Origin of the sequence: Paenarthrobacter nitroguajacolicus (assembly GCF_031455195.1) — a bacterium.
Lineage (GTDB): Bacteria > Actinomycetota > Actinomycetes > Actinomycetales > Micrococcaceae > Arthrobacter > Arthrobacter nitroguajacolicus_D.
This window is the reverse complement of the sequence record NZ_JAVDSH010000004.1, coordinates 153,417-177,238: the sequence shown is the minus strand read 5'-3', so window position 1 is coordinate 177,238 and position 23,822 is coordinate 153,417. Positions and strand designations below refer to the sequence as shown.

The 23,822-nt window shown below is 64.3% G+C and carries 24 protein-coding genes; 20 read left to right on the top strand and 4 right to left on the bottom strand.

What is annotated here, in order from left to right; genetic code table 11:
* Positions 1-117: 117 nt before the first annotated feature.
* The 11 genes from J2Y68_RS10515 (at position 118) to J2Y68_RS10465 (ending at position 10,698) form a co-directional block, all read left to right on the top strand.
* On the top strand, positions 118-1,035 hold the full coding sequence (locus J2Y68_RS10515; protein WP_309993029.1) for a shikimate dehydrogenase: 918 nt from the start codon (positions 118-120) through the stop codon (positions 1,033-1,035).
* The gene (locus tag J2Y68_RS10510; protein WP_309993026.1) at positions 1,035-2,912 is read left to right on the top strand and encodes a bifunctional sugar phosphate isomerase/epimerase/4-hydroxyphenylpyruvate dioxygenase family protein; all 1,878 of its coding nucleotides are present in this window, start codon (positions 1,035-1,037) and stop codon (positions 2,910-2,912) included. Before J2Y68_RS10515 ends, J2Y68_RS10510 begins: the two co-directional genes overlap by 1 nt.
* Positions 2,913-2,963: 51 nt before the next feature.
* The gene (pcaH, locus tag J2Y68_RS10505) at positions 2,964-3,833 is read left to right on the top strand and encodes a protocatechuate 3,4-dioxygenase subunit beta (RefSeq protein WP_309993023.1); all 870 of its coding nucleotides are present in this window, start codon (positions 2,964-2,966) and stop codon (positions 3,831-3,833) included.
* 4 nt (positions 3,834-3,837) lie between these two features.
* Entirely contained in the window at positions 3,838-4,422 is a 585-nt protein-coding gene (pcaG, locus tag J2Y68_RS10500) for a protocatechuate 3,4-dioxygenase subunit alpha (protein WP_309993021.1), read from the top strand.
* The gene (locus tag J2Y68_RS10495) at positions 4,419-5,834 is read left to right on the top strand and encodes a lyase family protein (RefSeq protein ID WP_309993019.1); all 1,416 of its coding nucleotides are present in this window, start codon (positions 4,419-4,421) and stop codon (positions 5,832-5,834) included. The genes pcaG and J2Y68_RS10495 overlap by 4 nt, the downstream gene beginning before the upstream one ends.
* Complete coding sequence (locus J2Y68_RS10490) at positions 5,827-6,630, top strand: alpha/beta fold hydrolase (protein WP_309993017.1); 804 nt, start codon at positions 5,827-5,829, stop codon at positions 6,628-6,630. Before J2Y68_RS10495 ends, J2Y68_RS10490 begins: the two co-directional genes overlap by 8 nt.
* Positions 6,627-7,073 (top strand): 4-carboxymuconolactone decarboxylase, encoded by a 447-nt coding sequence (gene pcaC / locus J2Y68_RS10485; RefSeq protein WP_309993016.1) that lies wholly within the window; start codon positions 6,627-6,629, stop codon positions 7,071-7,073. Before J2Y68_RS10490 ends, pcaC begins: the two co-directional genes overlap by 4 nt.
* Positions 7,074-7,138: 65 nt before the next feature.
* Entirely contained in the window at positions 7,139-8,353 is a 1,215-nt protein-coding gene (locus tag J2Y68_RS10480) for a thiolase family protein (RefSeq protein WP_309993013.1), read from the top strand.
* Positions 8,354-8,358: 5 nt separating this feature from the next.
* Entirely contained in the window at positions 8,359-9,045 is a 687-nt protein-coding gene (locus tag J2Y68_RS10475; RefSeq protein ID WP_309993011.1) for a 3-oxoacid CoA-transferase subunit A, read from the top strand.
* Between the two features lie 2 nt (positions 9,046-9,047).
* On the top strand, positions 9,048-9,716 hold the full coding sequence (locus tag J2Y68_RS10470; protein ID WP_309993010.1) for a 3-oxoacid CoA-transferase subunit B: 669 nt from the start codon (positions 9,048-9,050) through the stop codon (positions 9,714-9,716).
* Between the two features lie 178 nt (positions 9,717-9,894).
* Positions 9,895-10,698, top strand: a complete 804-nt coding sequence (locus tag J2Y68_RS10465) for an IclR family transcriptional regulator domain-containing protein (protein WP_309993009.1) — start codon at positions 9,895-9,897, stop codon at positions 10,696-10,698.
* An 11-nt stretch (positions 10,699-10,709) separates the two neighbouring features.
* Here J2Y68_RS10465 and J2Y68_RS10460 read toward each other — a convergent pair whose 3' ends face one another.
* The gene (locus J2Y68_RS10460; protein WP_309993008.1) at positions 10,710-11,054 is read right to left on the bottom strand and encodes an iron chaperone; all 345 of its coding nucleotides are present in this window, start codon (positions 11,052-11,054) and stop codon (positions 10,710-10,712) included.
* 45 nt (positions 11,055-11,099) lie between these two features.
* On the opposite strand from J2Y68_RS10460, the gene J2Y68_RS10455 reads away from it, so the two are divergent.
* Entirely contained in the window at positions 11,100-12,506 is a 1,407-nt protein-coding gene (locus J2Y68_RS10455; RefSeq protein ID WP_309993006.1) for a DUF2252 domain-containing protein, read from the top strand.
* 33 nt (positions 12,507-12,539) lie between these two features.
* On the opposite strand, the gene J2Y68_RS10450 is transcribed toward J2Y68_RS10455, so the two are convergent.
* The gene (locus J2Y68_RS10450) at positions 12,540-12,938 is read right to left on the bottom strand and encodes a RidA family protein (RefSeq protein WP_144648759.1); all 399 of its coding nucleotides are present in this window, start codon (positions 12,936-12,938) and stop codon (positions 12,540-12,542) included.
* A gap of 137 nt (positions 12,939-13,075) precedes the next feature.
* Between J2Y68_RS10450 and J2Y68_RS10445 the strand changes: the two genes are divergently transcribed.
* Genes J2Y68_RS10445 through J2Y68_RS10415 form a run of 7 tightly spaced genes read left to right on the top strand, consistent with a single transcriptional unit; the run spans position 13,076 to position 21,229 of the window.
* Positions 13,076-13,930 carry a fumarylacetoacetate hydrolase family protein gene (locus J2Y68_RS10445; RefSeq protein WP_309993004.1) on the top strand — a complete coding sequence of 285 codons (855 nt, stop codon included), beginning with the start codon at positions 13,076-13,078 and terminating at the stop codon, positions 13,928-13,930.
* A 25-nt stretch (positions 13,931-13,955) separates the two neighbouring features.
* Entirely contained in the window at positions 13,956-14,438 is a 483-nt protein-coding gene (locus tag J2Y68_RS10440; protein ID WP_309993002.1) for a cupin domain-containing protein, read from the top strand.
* Between the two features lie 3 nt (positions 14,439-14,441).
* The gene (locus J2Y68_RS10435; RefSeq protein WP_309992998.1) at positions 14,442-15,314 is read left to right on the top strand and encodes an acyl-CoA thioesterase; all 873 of its coding nucleotides are present in this window, start codon (positions 14,442-14,444) and stop codon (positions 15,312-15,314) included.
* 57 nt (positions 15,315-15,371) lie between these two features.
* Positions 15,372-17,051 carry an AMP-binding protein gene (locus J2Y68_RS10430; protein WP_309992996.1) on the top strand — a complete coding sequence of 560 codons (1,680 nt, stop codon included), beginning with the start codon at positions 15,372-15,374 and terminating at the stop codon, positions 17,049-17,051.
* Positions 17,052-17,066: 15 nt separating this feature from the next.
* Entirely contained in the window at positions 17,067-19,457 is a 2,391-nt protein-coding gene (locus J2Y68_RS10425; protein ID WP_309992994.1) for a bifunctional salicylyl-CoA 5-hydroxylase/oxidoreductase, read from the top strand.
* A 2-nt stretch (positions 19,458-19,459) separates the two neighbouring features.
* Positions 19,460-20,818: an MFS transporter gene (locus J2Y68_RS10420; RefSeq protein WP_309992991.1), complete on the top strand. Its 1,359-nt coding sequence runs from the start codon at positions 19,460-19,462 to the stop codon at positions 20,816-20,818.
* A gap of 6 nt (positions 20,819-20,824) precedes the next feature.
* Positions 20,825-21,229, top strand: a complete 405-nt coding sequence (locus tag J2Y68_RS10415) for an acyl-CoA thioesterase (protein WP_309992989.1) — start codon at positions 20,825-20,827, stop codon at positions 21,227-21,229.
* 58 nt (positions 21,230-21,287) lie between these two features.
* Here the strand turns inward: J2Y68_RS10415 and J2Y68_RS10410 are convergent, their stop codons facing one another.
* Positions 21,288-21,821, bottom strand: coding sequence for an ABC transporter permease family protein (locus J2Y68_RS10410; RefSeq protein WP_309992986.1), 534 nt, complete (start codon positions 21,819-21,821; stop codon positions 21,288-21,290).
* A gap of 165 nt (positions 21,822-21,986) precedes the next feature.
* On the opposite strand from J2Y68_RS10410, the gene J2Y68_RS10405 reads away from it, so the two are divergent.
* Entirely contained in the window at positions 21,987-22,886 is a 900-nt protein-coding gene (locus tag J2Y68_RS10405; RefSeq protein ID WP_309992983.1) for a PaaX family transcriptional regulator, read from the top strand.
* Positions 22,887-22,909: 23 nt separating this feature from the next.
* Here the strand turns inward: J2Y68_RS10405 and J2Y68_RS10400 are convergent, their stop codons facing one another.
* Complete coding sequence (locus J2Y68_RS10400) at positions 22,910-23,692, bottom strand: VOC family protein (protein WP_309992980.1); 783 nt, start codon at positions 23,690-23,692, stop codon at positions 22,910-22,912.
* Between the last annotated feature and the right edge of the window lie 130 nt (positions 23,693-23,822).

Here is a 23,822-nt window from a genome sequence, read left to right as displayed (position 1 = left end):
CGCGATAAGAACATGCGTGCGGAATATGAACATCTGTAGTAACGTAAATAACACCCGGCGTGCGGCGCTTCGAAAACGCCACGTGTCCGCGGTGCTGAAGTTAGAAGGAGCTTGAGGATGAGCAACCGAGCCGAATCCGTTCTGGTGGGCCTGATTGGCGAAGGCGTCATGCCCTCGCTCACTCCGCCCATGCACGAACGCGAAGCCGATGTGCAGGGCCTTCGCTTGCTGTACCGCCCCATCGACCTGCTTGAACTCGCATTGCCGGCCGCCGCCGTCGGGGATCTCCTGACCGCGGCCCAGCACATGGGCTTCAACGGCTTGAACATCACGCACCCCTGCAAGCAGCTGGTGATGAAGCACCTCGACGAAATTTCCGACGACGCCGCGCGCCTGGGTGCCGTCAATACGGTCCTGATTCAGGACGGCCGGTACATCGGACACAACACGGACTTCTCCGGATTCGGCTCGGCGCTCGCCGACGGCCTCCCGGATGCTCACCTCGATCGCGTCGTCCAGCTCGGCGCGGGCGGTGCGGGATCCGCCGTCGCGTATGCGTTGCTCAAGGCAGGGGTCAAGGAACTTGACCTCGTGGACATGGACGCGAACCGGGCGGCTGAGCGTGCCGCGGAACTCGGCGAACTGTTCCCCGAGGCCTCGGTGACGCCGCACACGCCGAATGAACTCGCCCAGCTCATGCCCCGCACTGACGGCCTGGTCCACTGCACCCCTATCGGCATGGCCGCGCATCCGGGCCTGCCCTTGGACATCGAACTCCTGGAGCCGCGGCACTGGGTTGCGGACATTGTCTACCGCCCCATCGACACGCAGTTGGTCCGTGAAGCCCGCGCCAAAGGTTGCGCCGTCCTCGACGGCGGTCGAATGGCGGTCGGTCAGGCCGCGGACGCTTTCCAACTCATCACCGGACGAGTTGCGGACCGTGAGCGGATGCGGGCCCACTTCCTGGAGCTGATCGCCCAGGAGGAAGCAGCCGCCAGTCTTAACGGAGGCACCCTCGCAAAGGCGGCCCGCTGATGCGCACCGGAATCGCCACCGTCTGCCTGTCCGGCACGCTGAAGGAGAAGATGCAGGCCTGCGCCATTGCGGGCTTCGACGGCATCGAGATCTTCGAGCAGGACCTGGTCACGTCACCCCTCAGCCCGGAGGAAGTGCGGAAAATGGCCGCAGACCTCGGCTTGGGCCTTGACCTGTACCAACCGTTCCGGGATTTCGACGGCGTTACTCCGGACCTGCTGAAGGCCAACCTCAAGCGCGCCGAGGCAAAGTTCAACCTGATGGAACGCCTGGGCATGGACACCATCCTGGTGTGCTCCAACGTGGCAACGGCAACCATTGACGACGACCATCTGCGGGCTGAACAACTGGCTGAGCTCGCAGCACTGGCCGGGGACCACGGCGTGAAGGTTGCCTACGAAGCCTTGGCCTGGGGCAAGTACGTCAACGACTACGAGCACGCTTACCGCCTGGTTGAGATGGTGGACCACCCCAACCTCGGCACCTGCCTGGACTCGTTCCACATCCTCTCCCGCGACTGGGACACCGCCCCGATCGAGAACATCAACGCGGAAAAGATCTTCTTCGTCCAGGTTGCCGATGCCCCCAAGCTCTCCATGGACGTCCTCTCCTGGAGCCGCCACTACCGCGTGTTCCCGGGCGAAGGGCAGTTCGAGCTCGCCAAGTTCATGGGTCACGTGGTCCGCGCGGGCTACACCGGCCCGGTCTCCCTTGAAGTTTTCAATGACGTGTTCCGCCAGTCCGACGTTGAGCGGACCGCAGTGGATGCCATGCGCTCCCTGATCTGGTTGGAGGAACAGAGCGCCAAGTGGCTCGCAAGTACCGCTTTGGAGACCGGAACCGCCGCCGGCAACGGCAGTGCGTCCCGCCGTCGTTATCCCATGGAACTTGCCACGCTGCCCAAGGTGAACGAACCCGCCGGCTTCAACTTCGCCGAGGTCAAGGCCGACGACACCGCGCAGCTGGAGAAGCTCCTGGGCCAACTCGGCTTCGAGTTCGAGGGCCGCCACCGCACCAAGGACGTCCAGCTCTGGACCATGGGCCAGGCCCGCGTGATCATCAACGAACAAGCAGCGCAACACGCGGAACCGGCTATTGCCGCTTTGGGGTTCGACGTCGACTCTCCAGTGATTGCCTCCGCTCGCGCCCAGCAACTCAAGGCGCCTGTAGTTGCCCGCAAGGTCCAGGCCGATGAAGAGGTGTTCCAGGGCATCTCGGCGCCGGACTCCACCGAGATCTTCCTCTGCCAAGGCAGCCCGGACGGGACCGCCGCGTGGACGCACGAGTTCGGCGAGGGGCTGGAGCACGCCGGCGCCGGCCAAACAGCGGTCATTGACCACGTGAACCTGGCCCAGCCGTGGCAGCACTTCGATGAAGCTGTCCTCTTCTACACCAGCGCGTTGGCCTTGGAACCGCAGCCTTTCGCCGAGGTTCCGAGCCCCAGCGGCCTGGTCCGCTCCCAAGTCATGCAGACTGGCAACAAAGCCGTGCGGCTGGTGCTGAACCTTGCGCCGGCGCAGCAGGCCGAAAAAGCACGCAAAACGTACCAGGAACATATCGCCTTCGCCGTGGACGACCTCGTGGCTACGGCCCGGGGCGCACGCGATCGTGGCCTTGAGTTCCTGCAGATTCCGGCCAACTACTACGAGGACCTGGATGCACGGTTCGATCTTGAACCCGGATTCCTGGCCACCCTCAAGGAACTGAACCTCCTGTATGACCGGGACGCCAGCGGCGAATTCCTCCACTTCTACACCGCCACAGTGGGCAGTGTGTTCTTCGAAATGGTGGAGCGACGCGGCAACTACGACGGCTACGGTGCGCCCAACGCACCGGTGCGCCACGCCGTTCAATACGACTCGCTCCACCGGGTGTAAGCCCTACGACCAGTACCACCAAGAATCCATCCAAACCGAAAGGAGCCGGCTGTGCCGCAAGACCACACCACACAAGCTCTCGAAACCGAGGAACTCGTGCCGCCAGCTGAGCCACACGCCGCGCACGACACCAAGAAGGTGGAAACCCAGGCAGATCTCAGTGCTGAGATCAAGGCCATCGGGGATCGCTACGCCCAGGCAGTCAAGGACGGCAAGGGACCCGAGACCATGCCGCGCCTGGACTACGCCCCGTACCGCAGCAGCATCCTGCGCCACCCCACCAAGAGCCTGCACCACGCGGACCCGGAAACCATCGAGCTCTACTCGCCGGCGTTCGGCCACCAGGATGTCCACGCGCTGGAATCGGACCTGACCATCCAGCACAACGGTGAACCGCAGGGTGAGCGCATTATCGTTGCCGGCCGTGTCCTCGATGGCGACGGACGCCCGGTTGCCGGTCAGCTCGTGGAGATCTGGCAGGCGAACGCGTCCGGCCGTTACATCCACAAGCGCGATCAGCACCCGGCCCCGCTGGACCCGAACTTCACCGGCGTCGGGCGTTGCATCACCGGCGCGGACGGCTCCTACAGCTTCACCACGATCAAACCCGGCGCGTACCCGTGGAAGAACCACCTGAACGCCTGGCGCCCGGCCCACATCCACTTCTCCATGTTCGGCTCGGAGTTCACCCAGCGCATCGTGACCCAGATGTACTTCCCGGGTGACCAGCTCTTCCCGCTGGACCCCATCTACCAGTCGATCGTGGACCAGGACGCCCGCGACCGCCTTGTGGCCCAGTACGACCATGAGCTGACCAGCCCCGAGTGGGCCCTTGGCTACAAGTGGGACATCATCCTGACCGGGTCCAAGCGGACCTGGACGGAAAACGAAGCATACGGCGACGCCGGGGACGAGGAGTAAGCGCATGAGCAAGCTGGCACCCACACCGGGTCAGACCGTTGGCCCCTTCTACGGCTACGCCCTTCCTTTTAATAAGGACAACGAACTCCTGGCACCGGGCAGCCCCGGAAGCATCCGCCTCCAAGGTACGGTCTATGACGGCGCCGGGAGCACTATTCCGGACGCCATCCTGGAGATCTGGCAGCCGGACTCCGATGGAAACATCGTCCAGCGCACCGGGTCCCTGGTCCGCGATGGCTACACGTTCACCGGATGGGGCCGCAGCTCCGTGGGCAACTCCGGCGTGTACACCTTCACCACGGTCAACCCCGGGCCGGTTAAGTCCGGCGCTGCCGCGTTCATCTCCGTAGCCGTCTTCGCCCGCGGCCTCATGAACCGCCTCTTCACCCGCGTGTACCTGCCGGAAAACGAGGAAGCGCTGGCCAACGATCCTCTGCTGAGCTCCCTCGATCCCGAACGCCGCAAGACGCTGATCGCACGCCGCGATCCCGACGGCGGCCTCACCTGGGACATCCGCCTGCAGGGTGGGGACGAAACCGTGTTCCTGGACTTCCAGCAGGACGGTTCTTTGGACCTGGCAACCCCATGACCGGCGGCGACTTCGGCCTCCTTAGTCCTGTCTCGGCGTCGACCGCTGTGACGGCGTTGACGGGCGACCGAGCAGTGATCGCGGCAATCCTCGACGTCGAAGCCGCCTGGGCGGCCGTCCTCGAGGAGGCGGGGCTGGTCCCCGCCGGATCCGCCGCCGTGGTGGCCGAAGCCGCCGACCCCGGCTCCTACGACGTTGCTTCGCTTGCGGAGCGTGCGCAGGGTGGAGGGAACCCGGTCATTCCGCTGCTCGGGGACCTCCGTGCGCGCGTCCGCGAGCTGGACACTGCCGGACTCGGCGCGGCCTCCGCAGTGCACACCTCCCTGACCAGCCAGGACGTCCTCGACTCCGCACTGATGCTGCTGGCCAGCCGCACCGTTTCCGCGCTGCTGGTTGACGTCAAAGGTACGACGACGGCGCTCGCCACTTTGGTGGAACAGCATGCGGACACGCTGTGCGTAGGCAGGAGCCTGACGCAGCATGCGCTTCCCTATACGTTCGGGCTCAGGGCTGGGCAGTGGTTCCAGGGTGTGGCCGCAGCTTCCCGGCGACTGGAATCGGTGGAGATTCCGATCCAGTTCGGCGGGGCCGGCGGGACGTTGGCGTCGGCGAACAAGCTGACGGCTGGTTCTGCATCTACGCCGTTCGCTTTGGCGGATGCGTTGGCCGCCCAACTGGACCTCGCACCCGCTGCCGCTCCCTGGCACACCAACCGCTTGGCCGTCACGTCATTAGGCGACGGACTCGCTGCCCTGATCGACTCCTTCGGGAAGATCGCCGCGGACCTCCTGTTCCTGAGCCGGCCGGAGGTTGCCGAACTCGGCGAACCCTTGGCCGCCGGGCGCGGTGTTTCCTCGGCCATGCCGCAGAAGCAGAACCCCGTACTGTCCGTGCTGATCCGCAGCGCGGCGTTGCAGGCACCCGGCCTCGCCTCTCAACTCCATCTCGCTGCCGCCACCTTCAACGACGAACGTCCGGACGGCGCCTGGCACAGCGAATGGCCCGCCCTCCGCCAGTTGCTGGCACTGGCTGCCGGTGCGGCCGGCCACCTCCGCGAACTCACGGAAGGCTTGCGCGTTTTCCCCGATGCGATGCGCCGGAACCTCGACATTTCGGGACCGCTGCTCCTCAGCGAAGGCTTGGTGGCCGCCGTCGCACCTCTCCTGGGCGAGGACGGCAAGCAAAAGCTGCAGGTCGTCGTCGACGAAACCCTCACCGCGCCGGCTCCCGAGCAGGCGGACACCTACCGCAAGCTGCTGCGCGAGGCGGTGCCGTCTGACAAGCTCTCCGACGCCGAACTTGAGGCGCTCCTGGACCCCGCAAGCTACCTGGGCGAAGCTCAGGAGATCAGCCGCCGGATCCTCGCCGCCTACCCCGAATTCACCTCCACGAAAGGAACCACGCGTGGCTAAGCCAACAGTCAAGGCAGTGCTGCTGTCTCCGCAGCGGGAACTGGGAGCCAAACCGCTTCTGGTTGTTGGCCCGTCGCTGGGCACATCCACCGTGCTCTGGACAGAAACCGCAGCCCTTCTCGGCGATGAGTACGACGTCATCGGCTGGGACCTCCCCGGCCACGGCATCTCGCCGACCACCACCGAAGGTTTCGATGTCGCGGAACTGGCGGACGCCGTCGTCGATCTTGTCGATTCGGTTTCGCCCGGATCAAAGTTCCACTACGCTGGCGTCTCGCTGGGCGGGGCCACCGGCCTGCAGCTCGGCATCAAGCACGGCGACCGCCTCCGCAGCTTGTCAGTCCAGTGCTCCGGACCCAAGCTCGGCACACCGGAGGGTTGGTTGGAACGGGCTGAAACTGTCCGCAAACTGGGGACGCCGGTGATGATCCAAGGCTCCGCTGAGCGTTGGTTTGGCGCCGGATTCATGGACCGTCAGCCGGAGATCAGCAGCCGACTCCTGCACGCACTTCGCGACGCCGACCGCTTCGGCTACTCGTTCTGCTGCGAAGCCCTGGCCGCTTTCGATGTCCGCGAGCAGCTCGGGAGCATCACCGTCCCCACGCAGGCGATCGCCGGCGCCGAGGACACTGTGGCGCCGCCGTCCATGGCGGAAGAGACCGCCGCCGGCATTCGGGCGGGCGGCGGTTTCGCCGTGGCGGAAGCGCTCGACGGCGTCGGTCACCTTGCGCCAGCAGAAGCACCGGCCGTGGTGGCCGGGCTGATGCGGACCTTCATGAAGGAGAACGGACGATGACATTTTCTGAGCACAACGACGCAGTACGGAACGGTGCCGTCCAGGCGGACGCTACCGCACAGGACATTTACGACGCCGGCATGGTTGTCCGGCGCGAAGTGCTTGGCGACACCCATGTGGACCGGGCGAATGCCAACAAGGATTCCTTCACCGAGGACTACCAGGACATGATCACCAGGATCGCCTGGGGCGGCATCTGGACGCGGCCAGGACTTAGCCGGCAGATGCGTTCCGCGGTCACTCTCACGGCCCTGGTGGCGCACGGGCACTGGGAGGAGCTGGCCATGCACGTCCGGGCGGCACTCAACAACGGCCTCAGCAGGGACGAGATCAAGGAAATCCTGCTGCAGACCGCCATTTATTGCAGTGTGCCGTCGGCCAATTCAGCGTTCAAGACGGCCCAGAAGGTCTTCGCCGAGATCGACGCGTCCGAACCCAACTAATCCACCCGCCAACTAGCGGTTGAGCAACTTAGCTACTTGGAACTACAGAATCCAGAGGAAACCCCATGAATCAGGCTTTTGTGTACGACGCCGTGCGCACGCCCTTTGGCAAGTTCGGCTCCGGCCTTGCCGCTGTCCGTCCCGATGACCTTGCTGCCCACGTGGTCCGTGAGTCCGTGAAGCGGGCGCCGGGGCTGGATGTTGAGCGGATCGATGAGGTGGTGTTTGGCAACGCCAACGGTGCCGGCGAGGAAAACCGCAACGTTGCCCGCATGGCCACCCTCCTGGCAGGCCTGCCGGTCTCCATTCCGGGCACCACGGTGAACCGTCTCTGCGGCTCCTCCCTGGATGCTGCCATCATCGCTTCGCGGCAGATCAACGCAGGCGACGCCGAACTGATGCTGGTGGGTGGCGCGGAATCCATGAGCCGTGCGCCGTGGGTTTTGCCCAAGACCTCCAAGCCCTACCCGGCCGGGGACATGACCTTGGCGTCCACCACGCTCGGTTGGCGCCTGGTGAACCCTGCCATGAACAAGGACTGGACCATCTCCCTGGGCGAGGCCACCGAACGCCTCCGCGAGAAGTACGGGATCACCCGTGAGCGGCAGGATGCTTTTGCGGCAGATTCACACAACCTGGCCGACGCTGCGTGGAATGAAGGCTTCTACGACAACCTGGTGACCGCGGTCCCCGGTACGGACTTGATGCGTGATGAGGGCATCCGCGCTGGTTCGTCTGCGGAGAAGCTGGCCGGTTTGAAGACGGTGTTCAGGGCTGAGTCAGACGGGCCCGACGGCGGCACGGTCACCGCCGGGAACGCCTCGCCTTTGTCCGATGGTGCTTCGGCTGCGTGGATCGGTTCCGAGGCTGCGTCGGGGATCCTTGGCTTGGATCCCTTGGCCCGCATCGCAGGCCGTGGTGCGCACGGCAACGATCCCCAGTTCTTCGGCTACGCGCCCGTGGAGGCCGCGAACAAGGCCCTCGCGAAGGCGGGCATCGGCTGGGACCAGGTGGGCGCCGTCGAACTTAACGAAGCGTTCGCCGCGCAGTCGCTGGCGTGCGTTGACGCGTGGGGGATTGACCCCGCAATCGTGAACCGTCACGGCGGCGCGATTGCGATGGGCCATCCTCTCGGCGCTTCCGGTACCCGCATCCTGGGCACGCTGGCCCGTTCCCTGCAGGCCTCCGGCCAGCGCTGGGGCGTTGCGGCGATCTGCATCGGCGTGGGCCAAGGCCTGGCCGTGGTGCTCGAAAACGTAACAGCTTCAGTGAAGGGCTAAGGGCGATGCTGAATTTCATAGACACTGTCGGCGAGGCTGTCGCCGGGATCAAGGACGGTTCCACAGTAATGATCGGCGGGTTCGGTAACGCCGGGCAGCCGTTCGAACTGATCGACGCGCTGATGGATTGTGGCGCGAAGGACCTGACCGTGGTGAACAACAACGCCGGCCAGGGCGACCAGGGCCTGGCGTTGTTGATCAAGGAAGGCCGGGTCCGCAAGATGATCTGTTCCTTCCCGCGGCAATCCGATTCCTGGCACTTCGACACCAAGTACCATGCTGGGGAGATCGAGCTGGAACTGGTTCCACAGGGCAACCTGGCCGAGCGCATCCGTGCGGCTGGGGCTGGTATCGGCGGGTTCTTCACACCCACGGGCTACGGCACCACGTTGGCCGAGGGCAAGGAAACCCGGTTGCTGGATGGGAAGTGGCAGGTGTTCGAAACCCCGATCCACGCCGACGTCGCCCTGATCAAGGCACTCAAGGCCGACGGCAAGGGCAACCTGGTCTACCGCAAGACCGCCCGGAACTTCGGTCCCATCATGGCTGCGGCAGCAAAGCAGACCATCGTGCAGGTCTCGGAGATCGTGCCGACCGGTTCGTTGGATCCGGAGAACGTGGTGACGCCGGGGATTTACGTCAACAGCGTGGTGCGCGTTGACTCCGCTGCTACGAACGGAAAGGTGGCCTGATCATGGGCACGCAGACGAGCATCCAAACCTCTGAAAAGCCGCTGGGACGCGACGAACTCGCCCAGTTGGTGGCCCGCGACATCGCTCCGGGTTCCTTCGTGAACCTGGGCATCGGCCAGCCCACCCTGGTGTCGAACTACCTCACCGAGGAACAGAACATCACGCTCCACACGGAGAACGGGATGCTAGGCATGGGCCCGGCCGCTGAGGGAGACGAGATCGACGGCGACCTGATCAACGCGGGCAAGATACCCGTCACCGAACTGCCCGGGGCGTCCTACTTCCACCATGCTGACTCATTCGCGATCATGCGGGGCGGTCACCTGGACATCTGCGTGCTCGGCGCGTTCCAGGTCTCCGCAGCAGGAGATCTCGCCAACTGGCACACCGGGGCCCCGGACGCGATCCCCGCCGTGGGTGGCGCGATGGACCTGGCCACGGGCGCCAAGGACGTCTTCGTGATGATGACCTTGCTGACGCGCGAAGGCGTGTCCAAGCTCGTAGAACAGTGCACTTACCCGCTCACAGGCGTCGGCTGCGTGACCCGCGTGTACACGGATAAAGCCGTGTTCCTCACCGGCCCCGACGGCGTCACGGTCCGCGAAACCTTCGGCTGTACCTTCGAGGAAATCCAGGAGCTCGTGCCGCTGCCCTTGAAAAAGGCAGAGTAGGCCTCGCAAGGTGGCCCCCTCGCGTTGTGGGGCCCGCTCTGCATGCTTGTTCGTGAGTTTGGGGCGCAGAGTAGGCCTCGCAAGGTGGCCCCCTCGCGTTGTGGGGCCCGCTCTGCGCGTTATTTGCCCCGCTGAGGGTGCAAAGCGGGCCCCGCAACGACCCCTAGGATTGGTAACCATGACCGACTCCGCAGTTACCCCGCAGGCCAGCGACCAGTACGTGCAGTCGCTGGCACGCGGACTCGCCGTCATCCGGGCGTTCGACGCGAATAACCCGGTGATGACACTGAGCGAAGTCGCTGCCCGGACCGACCTGACCCGCGCCACGGCACGGAGGTTCCTGCACACGTTGGTTGAGCTGGGCTATGTCCGCACCGACGGCAAGACCTTCGCGCTCACGGCCAAGGTGTTGCAGCTGGGCTACTCCTACCTGTCGGCACTCTCCCTTCCGCAATTGGTGCAGCCCCACCTCGAGCAGCTCAGCCTGAAGCTGGGGGAGTCCACCTCGGCCGCGGTTCTGGACGGTCCGGACATCTTCTACGTGGCACGCGTTGCTACCCGCCGGATCATGAACGTCGGCATCACGGTCGGCACCCGATTCCCGGCGTATGCCACATCCATGGGTCGCGTCCTGCTCGCCGGATTGCCGCAGGCCAAGTTTGAGGCCTACCTTTCGACGGCGGAACTCACCCCGCTCACGCCGCGAACCGTCGCCAGCGTGCCCGACTTGAGGGCCGCCGTCGAGCGTGTCCGTGCGCAAGGCTGGTGCCTGCTCGATCAGGAGCTGGAACTGGGCCTCATGTCCATCGCGGCGCCGGTGTTCAACCACAACAACGGGGACAACGTCGCGGCCATCAACGTGTCACTGCAGGCCCAGGCGGTCGCAGCGCAGCCAGACCCGGAGAAGTACCTGGATTCCGTGCGCCAGGAAGTCGTGGCCGCAGCCAACGCAATATCCCAGGATGTCTCCGCTAAGCACTAGACCTTGACGAACTAGCTCCGGATCGCCGCCAGCCGCGTCTCCAAGATGCGGCGCACCATTGAGTCGGGCACGGGATTATCCGCCGAGAACCGCAGCGTCCCCGGCGACCACGAGTACCCGCCTAGCTCCTCCGACATTGTCGGCAGGATCTGCCCGCTGAACGGGTACAGAGCCAGGTGCTTCTTCGTCTCGAGCACGCTCACGAACCCCTTCCCGTCCACGAGCAGCGCGGGCATACCGTAGCTGACACCTTCCTCGGCCTCCGGCGCGAGTTCGCGCGCGATACCCACTATCCGTTCCAGTATCGGCCGGTTGCCAGGGGTAACGCTTTCCAGATATTCAGTGACAGATCCCATAGGGACATGGTTCACCCAAGACGACCCGGATGCCACACTTGGGGCATGAGTCCGCTCGTCAGTGGTACGTGGAGTCCAGTCGACCAAGACCGCGCCAGGGGCAAAGCCGCCCGGGAGGCCTTGCCGCGGAGCGCCCAGGGAAGGTTCTCGACGCCGGACCGCAGCCCGGTATCGATTCTTGAGGAACAGCACGCTTCCCGGCTGGCGCACCTTGTTCCCGTGCGGGTGGGCCGGATGGTGCAGACGCCTTTCGCCTTTTTTCGGGGTGCCGCGGCTGTCATGGCCGGGGACCTGTCCCTCGAAGCGACCTCCGGGCATCAGGTGGTGGCTTGCGGCGACGCCCATCTGGCAAATTTTGGGCTGTACGCGTCACCCGAGCGGCGCTTGGTCTTCGATCTCAACGACTTTGACGAGGTCTTTCCCGCTCCATGGGAGTGGGACGTCAAGAGGCTGGCAGCAAGTATCTGGCTGAGCGGACGCAACAGCGGCCACTCTGAGGAACAATGCCAAACGGCTGCTGAGGCTTCGGCGAGGGGGTACCGGGTGGCGATGCGGAGGTTGTTCGAGGGTACGGCCGCAGAGAGGTACTACTTCCACGTCGATATGGACGTGCTCATGGCAACCATGTCGTCCGGGAGGCTTTCCAGGAAAAACATCCTGGAGAAGGACGTCGAGAAGGCCAAGAGGCGGACCTCCGAACAGGTTTTGGCCAAGATGACTACGGAGACAGTCCAGGGGGAGCGGAGGATCGTCGACCAGTGGCCGTTGGTCTACCACCCTGAAACTACAACGCTGGATCGAGTGAGCGCACTCTTTGACCAGTATCGGGATTCGTTGCGTGCCGATACTGCAGTGCTGGTAAGCCAGTACCGGCTGGTGGACGTAGCGTTGCGGGTGGTCGGAGTGGGTAGCGTCGGAACCCGTTGTTGGGTGATCCTCATGCTGGGCCCATCGGAGGAGCCCTTGTTCCTGCAAGCAAAAGAGGTGCAGCGTTCCGTGCTGGAGAGCCATGGAGGCTCCCGACCATCCTCAGATGTTGTCCGGTTGCTGACCAGCTTCGGCCAAGGCTACCGAACCGTGGCCGGCCAGAGGATCATGCAGGCACAATCCGATCCGTTCCTCGGATGGGTGGGCAACGCGGTCGAGGCCGATGGTCAGCCTCGGGACTACTTCGTCCGTCAATTCCGCGACATGAAGGGGTCCTTCGCCGTGGATCAGTTGGGCCCGGGGGCACTGGCCGACTATGCCCAGCTGTGCGGGGGTGTGCTCGCCCGGGCCCACTCCCAAACTCCCGGCACCGCATTCATCGCGGGCTACCTGGGCCGTTCAGAGCTGTTCGAAAAAGCACTGGCGGGATGGGCGAGGCACTACGCAGACCAGACCGAGAAGGACCATGCGGAGTTGGCGCGCGCAGTCCGCGCGGGCCGCCTCGATGCCGAAAGCGGCATCTGAACCCGCACGTCCCACAGACTTGGCCTACCGGGCTTAGCGCTCCGGAATAACCGCGATGCCCTGGATTTCGATCAGGGCTTCTTTCTGCCACAACCTCGTGACGCCGATACCGGCCATCGCGGGGTACTGCGAGCCCGCCATTTCACGCCAGATGCGTCCGATTTCGCGGCCGTTTGCCATGTAGTCGTCCACGTCCGTGAGGTAGATGGTCACGTTGACCAGGTCCTCAGGCTGACCCCCGGCCTCGCGCAGCGTCGTCAGAACGTTGGTGAAGGCCTGCGTGAACTGCTCCACGATGCCGCCGGGAACGATGTTCATGTTCTTGTCCAGCGCGGTTTGTCCGCCCAGGAACACGGTGTTGCCGGCCAGGATGCCGTGCGCGAAACCTGAGGGCTTAGGCAGGGATTCGGGGTTGATCGTCTGGTGGCTCATGCTGTTCCTCCTCGTTGTGGCGGCTGCAAAAACTTTTGGAAAGCCTCTGTGCAGATCATTTCTCTCGTGCTACGTTGAGCATATGTGACGATCGTAAAAAAGTCGACACATCACAAAACTCGAAGGGAACCCAGCACATGAAACTCGCCACCCTGCGCACGGCAAACGGAGGTACGACGGCGGCACTCGCCACGGGCGCCGACTCTTACCTTGCGCTGCCAGCCAGCGATGTGGGCGCACTCCTGGCCCAGCCTGAGTGGCGGTCCGTGGTGGAGGATGCCGCGGCCTCGACGGAGCAGACTGTGATTCAGTCAGCCGACGCCGATCTGGCACCGCTCCTGCCCCGCGCCGGCAAAGTGATTTGCTGCGGCCTGAACTACGGTGACCACATCCAGGAAATGGGCCGTGAACTCCCCGAGTTCCCCACCCTGTTCGCCAAGTACGCGGACACCCTCGTTGGGGCCACCGACCCTGTAGAAGTCCACGGCAGTGGCCGCGTCGACTGGGAAGCCGAGCTGGCCGTCGTCGTCGGCTCTGAACTGTTCCACGCCGATGAGGACCAAGCCCGGCAGGGCATCGCCGGGTACACGGTGGCGAACGACGTTTCCATGCGCGACTGGCAAAACCGGACGCTGCAGTGGTTCCAGGGCAAGGCTTGGGACGGAACCACTCCGGTGGGCCCAGTCCTGGTCACCGCGGACGAGGCGGGTGAACACTTCCAGGTCAGGGGCTACGTCAACGGCGAGCTCGTCCAAAACGGCAACACCAGCACCTTGGTGTTTGGCCCCGCGCAACTCCTGTCCTATATCTCGCAGTTCACCATCCTGCGCCCTGGCGACCTCGTCCTCACGGGAACGCCCGGGGGAGTGGGCATGGGAATGACTCCGCCGCGCTTCCTCCAGGACGGTGACGTGCTCACCACCGAAATCGATGGGATTGGCCGGCTGGAGAACCAGTTCCGGATCCATGCCCCCGTCCCTGTAAACGCCTGATACAACCCATTCAAAGGAGAGACCAATGAGCCAGACCACCACTGAATACGTCCTCGAAGGCGACAACTCCATCTACGCCCAGCCTGATGGCAAGGTTGTTCCGGTCGTCACCCGCTCCGGAGCTGAAGACACCAATACTGCCCAGTCCGGAGACTGCATCCGTGTTTCGGGCGTCAGCATCCAGCACACCCCGGCAACCAAGATTTGGTTCGGCCAGGTGTCCAACACCCCCGGCTACCGCTCCCTGCCGCACCACCACGGCGAGGCTGAGACCGGCGGCTACGTCCTTCGTGGCCATGGTCGGATCTACTTCGGCGAGAACTACTCGGAGTTCATCGACATGAAGGCCGGCGACTGGGTGTTCGTGCCGCCGTTCATGCCGCACGTTGAAGCCAACATGTCCATCACGGAAGAACTCGTCTGGCTCACGGCACGGACGCCGGAGAACCTCGTGGTCAACCTCGAAGACGTCGCCGACGAAACCCTCGCAGACTACCGCCGGGCCTAAGCCATGATCACTGGAACCCTCACCTCGGAGACCTTCCTCAAAGCGGTGGAACTTACCGCCACCGAGCCCCAGGTCTTCGACGAAGCCTATGAAGCAACCACCCAGTACGTGCCGTGGCCAAAAGCCTACGGTGGAGACATGGTGGCACAGGCCGCGGCCGCAATGATGCGGTCCGTTGATGCTGACAGGGACCTGCACTCGATGCACAGCTACTTCATGCGTCCGGTGGATATCGGCTCCAGTGTCCGGTACGAAGTGGAGCGCCTGCGCGATGGCCGCGGCTACTCCACCCGCACGGTGCGGGGCTTCCAGAACGGCAAACCCGTATATGCCGCAATGGGTTCCTTCCAGGTCCCCGAAGACGGACCGGACTTCCAGCCCGAGGCACCTGCCGCCGTCGATCCTGAATCACTGCGGACGGCAGCCGAAGTGCTGGACGGAATTGACGGTCCGGCCGCAGACTATTGGTCCACGGGTCGCAGCTTCGATATGCGCCATATTCCCGGTCCGGTATACATCAAGTTGGAGGGCGGCGCGGTGCCCCAGCAAGCCATCTGGGTTAAGGCCTTCGACGCCCTGCCGGACGATGCCGACCTCCACCGCACAGCCCTCGCCTACGTTTGCGACTACACGATTTTGGAGCCGCTCCTCCGGGTCAACGGCCTCAACTGGTCAACCCCAGGACTCGCTACCGCCAGCCTGGACCACTCCATGTGGTTCCACCGCGACGGGCGCGCGGATGACTGGATCCTGTACGCCCAAGAAGCAATTTCCGGTCAAAGCAACAGGGGCCTCGCCATGGGCCGCTTCTTCGACCGGCACGGAAGGCTCCTCGCCACGGTCGCCCAGGAGGGCATGATCCGGGCCGGCGCCTGAACAGCTTGAGATCCCCCAACCACCAGCTTCAACGACGCACCACTGAAAGGAACGGCCATGAGCATGACGCCATCGGCCCACGTGGACACGTTCACCCGCGACCACCTGCCGCCCGCCGACACCTGGCCGGCGCTTGAATTCACTCTTCCTGAACTCCAATACCCTGAGCGGCTCAATGCTGCCGCGGTGCTGATCGACGACGCTGTCGAACAGTTCGGCGCAGACCGTCCCGCCCTGTGGACACCCGATGGCTCCGTCTGGACCTATGGCCAGCTCCAGACGCGTTCCAACCAGGTGGCGCAGGTCCTCACCGAAGATCTCGGTGTTGTTCCCGGCAACCGTGTGCTGCTGCGCGGCCCCAACAACCCGTGGATTGTTGCAGCGTGGCTGGGTGTCCTGAAAGCAGGCGCCGTCGTGGTCACCACCATGCCCATGCTGCGATCCACCGAGGTTTCCACGCTCATCCAGCTCACCAAGCCCGTAGTGGCCATTTCGGACCACCGGTTCGTGGATGAACTCGCGATCGCCGCCGGGGATGGCGTCACCGTCCTGACCTATGGAGCCGGCAACGGGTTCGACGACGACGGCGACCTCGCCTCCCGCTGCGGGCACAAGAGTGGGAAGTTCACGGCTGTGGACACGGCCGCCGATGACGTTGCGCTGTTGGGTCCGACGTCCGGCACCACAGGGGTGCCGAAGGTGACCATGCACTTCCACCGGGACATCCTGGCCAACGCCGACACCTTCGCCCGGTACATCCTTCAGCCCACCGCGGACGATGTCTTTGCCGGTTCGCCTCCGCTGGCCTTTACCTTTGGGCTTGGGGGGCTGGTGGTCTTCCCGCTGCGGTTTGGCGCGTCATCGCTCCTGACCGAGAAGGCCGGACCCGTTGAACTGGCCGAGCACGCCTCGAAGGCCGGGGCCACGATCCTTTTCACGGCACCCACGGCCTACCGCGCCATCCTCAAGGAGAAACGCGGCGACCTCCTTCGCGGCCTGCGCATCGCGGTCTCCGCAGGGGAGCACCTTTCCAAGGAGACCTGGGAAGCCGTCCACACGGCGACTGGACTGCGGTTGGTCAACGGAATCGGTGCCACGGAAATGCTGCATGTCTTCATTTCCGCTGCCGGGGATGACATCCGCCCCGGCACCACTGGGCGTGCGGTGCCGGGATTCCGGGCCACCATCCTGGACAACGAAGGCAACGAACTTGGCCCCGGCAACATTGGACGGCTGGCCGTGATTGGTCCTACGGGATGCCGCTACCTGGATGACCCCCGCCAGGCGAACTACGTGGTCCGTGGCTGGAACGTCACGGGTGACACCTTCGCAATGGACGCGGACGGGTACTTCACCTACCAGGCCCGTTCGGACAACATGATCGTCTCCTCCGGCTACAACATCGGTGCGCCGGAGGTTGAAACCGCCATCGACCAACACCCGGACGTGGTGGAAAACGCGGTCATCGGAATTCCGGACGAGGAACGCGGCAGCATCGTCTGCGCGTTCGTCGTCCTGCGCGAGGGAGTCACTGGCGACGCCGGTAAGCGCAAGGAAATCCAAGATTTCGTGAAGCAGACCATCGCCCCGTACAAGTACCCCCGGGATGTCCGCTTCGTCACCGAACTGCCGCGCAACCCCAGTGGCAAACTCCAGCATTTCAAGCTGCGCGAGGGCCTGGTCACGGCGAACGCGAGCACCGAACAACTTACCCCCGCCGGCCAGAGCCAGGCCTGAGAAGGAGCAACACCCATGAAAATCGCAATCGTTGGAGGCGGCCCCGGCGGCCTGTACTTCGCAGCGCTGATGAAGCAGCTGGACCCGTCGCATGACATCACCCTCTGGGAACGCAACGCTGCCAGCGACACCTTTGGCTTCGGCGTCGTATTCTCCGATGAGACGCTGGGCGGCATCGGCAACGCCGATCCCGTCGTGGCCGAGTACATGAGCCGCCGTTTCGCCCGCTGGTCTGACATCGACATCCACTTCAAGGACCAGATGATCACCGTTGGTGGCCAAGGTTTCGCTGCCATGAGCCGCAAGGAACTGCTGGAATTGCTGCAGCGCCGCTGCATCGAGCTGAACGTGGACGTCCGCTTCAGCACCCTGGCCCCGCCCGTCGAAGAACTCGAAGCCACCTACGATCTGGTGCTGGCCGCGGATGGCGTCAACTCGCAGATCCGCGCCAAGTATGCCGATTCCTTCAAGCCAAACCTGGATCCCCGCACCAACAAGTTCATGTGGCTGGGCACGGACCAGGTGTTCGAGGCCTTCAAGTTCTTCGTGAAGGAAACCGAGTGGGGCGTCATGCAGATCCACGGATACCCGTACTCGGATGAGGGCTCCACGTTCATCGTCGAAATGCACCAGGACGTGTGGCACGCGGCAGGCTTCGACGAGACCGCCAACGAGGTCTTCCCACCCGGCGTTTCCGATGAGAAGGCCATCGCCAAGATCCGCGAAATCTTCGCGGAGGAACTGAATGGCTACGAGGTCCTCACCAACAACTCCAAGTGGATCAACTTCACCACGGTCCGGAATGAGAGCTGGCGCCATAACAACGTGGTCCTCCTCGGCGACGCCGCGCACACGGCACACTTCTCCATCGGCTCCGGCACCAAGTTGGCCATGGAAGACTCCTTGGCCCTGGCTGCGTGCCTGCACGAGCATTCCACGGTGCAGGACGCCCTGGAAGCCTATGAAGCCGAACGCCGGCCCGTAGTCGCTTCCACCCAGCGTGCTGCCCAGGCCTCGCTCGAATGGTTCGAACGCATCGGCCAGTACAAGGACCAGGATCCCACGCAGTTCGCGTTCAACCTGCTCACCCGCAGCCGCCGCATCACCCAGGAAAACCTGCGCCTTCGCGACCCCGAGTTCGCCGACGCCGTGGACCGCGACTTCGCTTCGTCGCAGGGACTCGCAGAGGTTGCCCCGGCCATGTTCCAGCCGTTCCGCATTGGCGACCTCGAGCTGAAGAACCGCATCGTGGTCTCACCGATGGACATGTACTCCGCCGTCGACGGTATCCCCGGTGACTTCCACAAGGTCCACCTCGGCTCCAAGGCCCTGGGCGGCGCCGGCCTGGTCATGACCGAAATGGTCTGCGTTTCCGAAGCCGGCCGGATCACCCCGGGCTGCAGCGGCCTGTACACAGATGCCCAGCGCGATAGCTGGAAGGAGATCGTGGACTTCGTGCACGGCCGTTCCACCGCCAAGATCGGCGCCCAGTTGGGCCACTCCGGCCGCAAGGGCTCCACCAAGCTCATGTGGGAAGGCATCGACCAGCCACTCGACTCCGGCAACTGGACCGCCGTCGGCCCTTCTGCCTTGCCGTACAGCGCCGAGAACCAGACCCCCGTTGAACTGGACCGTGCAGGAATGGAAGCCATCAAGGCAGAGTTCGTTGCCTCGACCGTCCGCGCCGAACAGGCAGGCTTCGACCTCCTGGAAATCCACGCCGCGCACGGTTACCTGCTGTCCTCGTTCCTTTCGCCGGTGTCCAACAAGCGGACCGACGAATACGGCGGCAGCTTGGAGAACCGGCTGCGGTTCCCGCTGGAAGTTTTCGACGCCGTTCGTGCGGCTTGGCCTGCCGGCAAGCCGGTGACGGTGCGCATCTCCGCGACGGACTGGATCGAAGGCGGCAACACGTCCGACGATTCCGTGGCGATTGCCAAGGCATTCGTCGAGCATGGCGCTGCCGGCCTGGATGTCTCCACCGGCCAGGTCGCCAAGGAAGAGAAGCCCGCGTTCGGGCGCAGCTACCAGACCCCGTTCGCCGACCGCATCCGTCAGGAAGTGGCCGCTCCGGCAGGCGTGGCAGTGATCGCCGTCGGCGCTATCTCCAGTTACGACGACGTCAACTCGATCCTCCTCGCCGGCCGCGCGGACCTCATCGCACTCGGCCGCACGCACCTCTACGATCCCCAGTGGACCCTGCACGCTGCGGCTGAACAGGAATACCAGGGCCCTGGTGCCCAATGGATCCCGCAGTTCCGCGCTGGCCGGCGGAAGCCGCCGAGCTCGCGGACTGACGCCGTACGCCCCCGCCTTTCCCTGCTGAAGGAAGCGGACATCGAACAGGTCAACACGCACCTTCGTTGGACTCCGGAGTCCGCCGCAGCATCGGTCTTGGTGAAGTAGTCATGGCAACCGCACCCGTCAACGACTGGAATGTACCCACTAAAACAACCGGCCTGGTGTTGTTCTGCTGCTGGATCGCGATCCTCGCCGAGGGTTACGACGTCGGCGTACTCGGTGCCGTCCTTCCCGCACTTGCGGAGTACAAGGAATGGAACCTCTCGCCGCTCGCGCTGGGCGGCCTGGGATCATATGCCCTGATCGGCATGCTTATTGGCGCACTCTTCATCGGCACCCTGAGTGACCTCGTGGGTCGGAAGAAGATGCTCTTGGCCTCCATGGTCATCTTCACGATCACCCAGGCTGGGGCGGCTTGGGCTCCAACCCCTGAATTGTTCGGTCTCTTCCGTCTCATTGGTGGGCTGGGCATGGGCGGTGTCATCCCGGTGGCCGCGGCCCTGACCATCGAATACTCGGCTCCAAACAAGCGCTCCTACAACTACGGCCTGATGTATTCCGGCTACTCGCTGGGCATCGTGGCGGCGGCACTTGCGGCCCTGTTCGTCCTTCCCTTGGGTGGATGGCGCGCCGTCATCGCGATCGGTGCCGCACCGGTTGTCCTGCTGCCCATCATTTGGAAGTTCCTTCCCGAGTCCCTCGAATACCTTGAGTCCAAGGGGCGGCGGGCTGAGGCCAAGGCGCTGGCAGCCAAACTGGACATCCGCGGCTACCGGCCGGTTGTCCAGACTGCTCCTGTGGCCGGCGTGCAGGCCGACCCATGGTGGAAGACGATCACCACCATGTTCTCGCGGAAGTACCTGCGGTCCACGGTGTTCTTCTGGATCTCGCTCTTCTGCGGACTGGTACTGGTCTACGGCCTGAACACGTGGCTGCCGAGCATCATGAAGAAGGCTGGCTACGACCTCGGCTCGTCGCTGACCTTCCTCCTGGTCTTCAGCCTGGCTTCCGCGATCGGTGGCCTGCTCCTGGGGCGGGCGGCGGACAAGTACGGCAAGAAGCTCATCCTGGTGGTGTTCTACATCCTGGGCGGCCTGGGCATCATGCTGTTGGTCTTCCCGAACACCATGGTGGTCAACCTGCTGTTCGTCGCGTTCGCCGGCGTTGGTTCCATCTCCACGTCCTTGGTCCTGACGGGCTATATCGCCGACTACTATCCCGCCAAGGTTCGCGGCACCGCAACGGGATGGGCCCTGAGTTTTGCCCGGCTTGGTGCCATCTCGGGACCCCTTATCGGTGGCTGGATTGCTGGCTCGAAGCTGCCTTTCGAGGCCAACTTCGCGATCTTTGCCGGGATTGCAGTGCTGGCAGCCGGAGCGGTGGCCTTGATTCCCAAGCCGCAGCCCGAGGTGCCGGTTGCCGAGGCGGGCGTGGACCCGGACGACGTCGCAGTAAGCGCCCGATAGAGCATCGTGGACAGGTTTCCGGAGGCGTGCATCGAGCGAACGGTGGAGTGGGTAGACACCGACGCCTCCGGACACCAACACAATTCGGCCATCCTGCGCTGGGTGGAAGCTGCCGAAGCTGAGCTCTTCCGGTCCCTGGACCTGCCGGACTATTTCCCCAGCGCACCCAGGGTCCAGCAAGTCATCAATTACAAAGCCAAGCTGTGGTTCGGCCAGCGCATCACCGCGACGGTGCGGGTCAGTGCGCTGGGGCGGACCTCGCTGACCATGGCATTCGAAGTAACGTCCGACGGCGGGGACGTGGCGGCTTTCGGGACGGTCACCACCGTCCACGTACCCAGCGGAGCCACCTCAGCGGAACCGTGGCCGGAGCACTTCGTACGCAGGATCACCGCGCAAGATGGCACCTAATGACAATGCCGGCTCCGGATTGTCATTAGGTGCCATCTCGGCGGGGTCTTCGGAGCCCTTAGCGGAGGCCCTTCAGGATGTTCTTGGGCCGCTGCATCTCACCGTGCTTGGCGCCGAGAACGATCACCCAGCCTGCGAATGCGGGAATGGCCCACTGCAGCGCCTTCAGTTGGTTCTGGGCGGACTTCAGCTCATCGGAAGCGCCTGCGCGAGGTTCGGTGGCTCCTTCTGCCCCTTCTTCGGAAAGCTCATCCACTTTCTTGCCAACGACGCCTGCGTAGAGAGTGACGGCAGCGCCGGCCAGTGTCACCACGGTCTTATAGATGGTGTTGGCGGCGACGCTGTCCTGCTTCGCAATCCTGCCCTTGTTCTCCCAAGCGATTGCCAGGTCCGATGCGAGGTGCCCGACGAAGGCCGCTGTCTGCACAGGGGCCCACTTTCCCCAGCCCTTGCTCGATAACCGGGTACGCTCCGTGGGATCTTTGGCTTCTGCGGCGGCCCCATTAAGACCAATGGCCCCCATCAATGAGCCGCCGAACCACGCAGCGGCCGTAAGGTCGTGGATGGAGCGTGCTACCAGATTTCCTGCCATGATGTGCTTCCTATCGTTTGAACGGAAAGGACTCTCCGGGGCACTAACAGCCCCCGAGCAGCGTCCATCTATAGTAAGCATGCTTAGTATGGCCCGGCTAGTCTCGGGCGGGTTGCTGCCCGCACCTATGATGAACTGGACTGGCGCCCACTGTGGGGCGCGGAAATGAGGATCCTTCCGATGTTCGCCGTCCCGGCACCCCCGGTGCGCCACCAGCAGCTGCTCGTCACGATCTTCGGGCTCTACGGTCGGAACGCAGGCGATGCCCTGCCGGTGTCCGCACTGATTTCCATGCTGGGCTCGCTCGGCTACGACGCGCCGGGCGTGAGGTCATCTGTCTCCAGGCTCAAGGCCAAGGGCGTGCTGAAGAGTGTGCGCGAAGGTGGGATTGCCAAGTACAAGATCTCGGAGTCTGTCAGCGATGTGTTCCGTGAAGGTGACCGCCGCATCTTCGCCCCTGAGCAGCCTGCACCGGTGGACACATGGGTGCTTGCCGTGTTCTCCGTGCCGGAATCGATGCGGAACCGCAGGCACCAGCTGCGTTCGGCGTTGTCCGGCTTGGGGTTCGGGTCGGTGGCGAACGGCGTGTGGATCGCGCCAGCACACAAACTCGAACAAGCCAGGGAGCGCCTCACGGCCAGTGGGTTGATCGAATTCGTGGACCTTTTCCGGAGCGACTACGTCTTTGACGGACCCATGCGGCCCAAAATCTCGGAGTGGTGGGACCTCAAGGAACTCGATGACCAGTTCACCGAGTTCCTTGAGCTCTACGGGGATGCGGAGCAGCAGTGGGTTGAGCGCGTGGGTGAGGACCCGAACGTTGCCTTGGCCCAGTCCACGGAGGAGCTGCGGCGTGACGCGTTCCGCTACTACATCCCCATGCTGACCATGTGGCGCCGGTTCCCGTACCGGGACCCCAACCTGCCCACGGACTATCTCCCGCCCGAATGGCATGGCCCCGCCGTCCGCAGGACCTTCCAGGCCGTGCATCGCCTGGCCGCGCCGTTGGCCGCTGCCCACGCGCATGAAATCATCGCCGAAGCGCTGGACCCGGCGGCGGCCTGACTACCGCTGGTACGCGGGGCGTCCTATTCGCTGGTGCGCGGAGCGTCGATGAGGCCGAATTTCTCGCCCTGCGGTCCCCGCACTACGGCCATTCGTCCCAGCGGGCTATCGGTGACCGGCTCCAGGAGCGTCGCACCCAGCTCCACGGCCCGGGTGGCGGAGCCCTCCACATAGTCGCTGGCGAACCACGTCATCCAATGGTTGGGTGTGGTCCCGGAGAGCTCGGTGTCATGGTGGACCCCGCCCACTTCGCGCCCGTCCAGCGGCCGCCTGATAGTGGAGTAGACCAAGCCGTCCTCGGTCACGTCCTGGTAGCTGACATCGAAGACCTCGGCGTAGAAAGAGCGGGCTGCAGCATAGTCACGGGTATGGAGCTCGTTCCAGCACAGCGCGCCATGCTCGTTGACGCGTTCCGCGCCGATGTGGTTGCCTGCCTGCCAGACCCCAAACACTGCGCCGGCACTGTCCACGGCCAGGGCCATGCGGCCGGAATCCATCACGTCGAACGGTTGAGCGATCAGCTGTCCGCCAGCTGCGGTTACCTTCTTTGCGGTGACGTCGACGTCATCCGACCCTAGAAAGGTGGTCCAGGTGGTGGGCATCTGCGGATCCTGTTTGGGGCCCAGTCCTGCCACGGCACGCCCGCCGACACACGCCAGGACGTAGCCGCCCGCGTCCTCGCCGCCGGAGATGAAGTCCCAGCCGAACAGGCCCGAGTAGAAGTCCTTCGCCGCTTCGGGATCATCTGCGCCCAGGTCCACCCACATGGGGGTTGCTGCGGGCCAGCTCGAGATTCTTGTGGACATGGGACTCCTCGCGTAGGGGCTCTTAGGGCGAAGCTGCCTCCCCGGAAGCCCATGCGCCGGGCCTATCGGGGAGGCAGCCACCCATAATGTGTGCGCCGCCGCCGATTCGTGACACCGTTTCGCCGTCGTT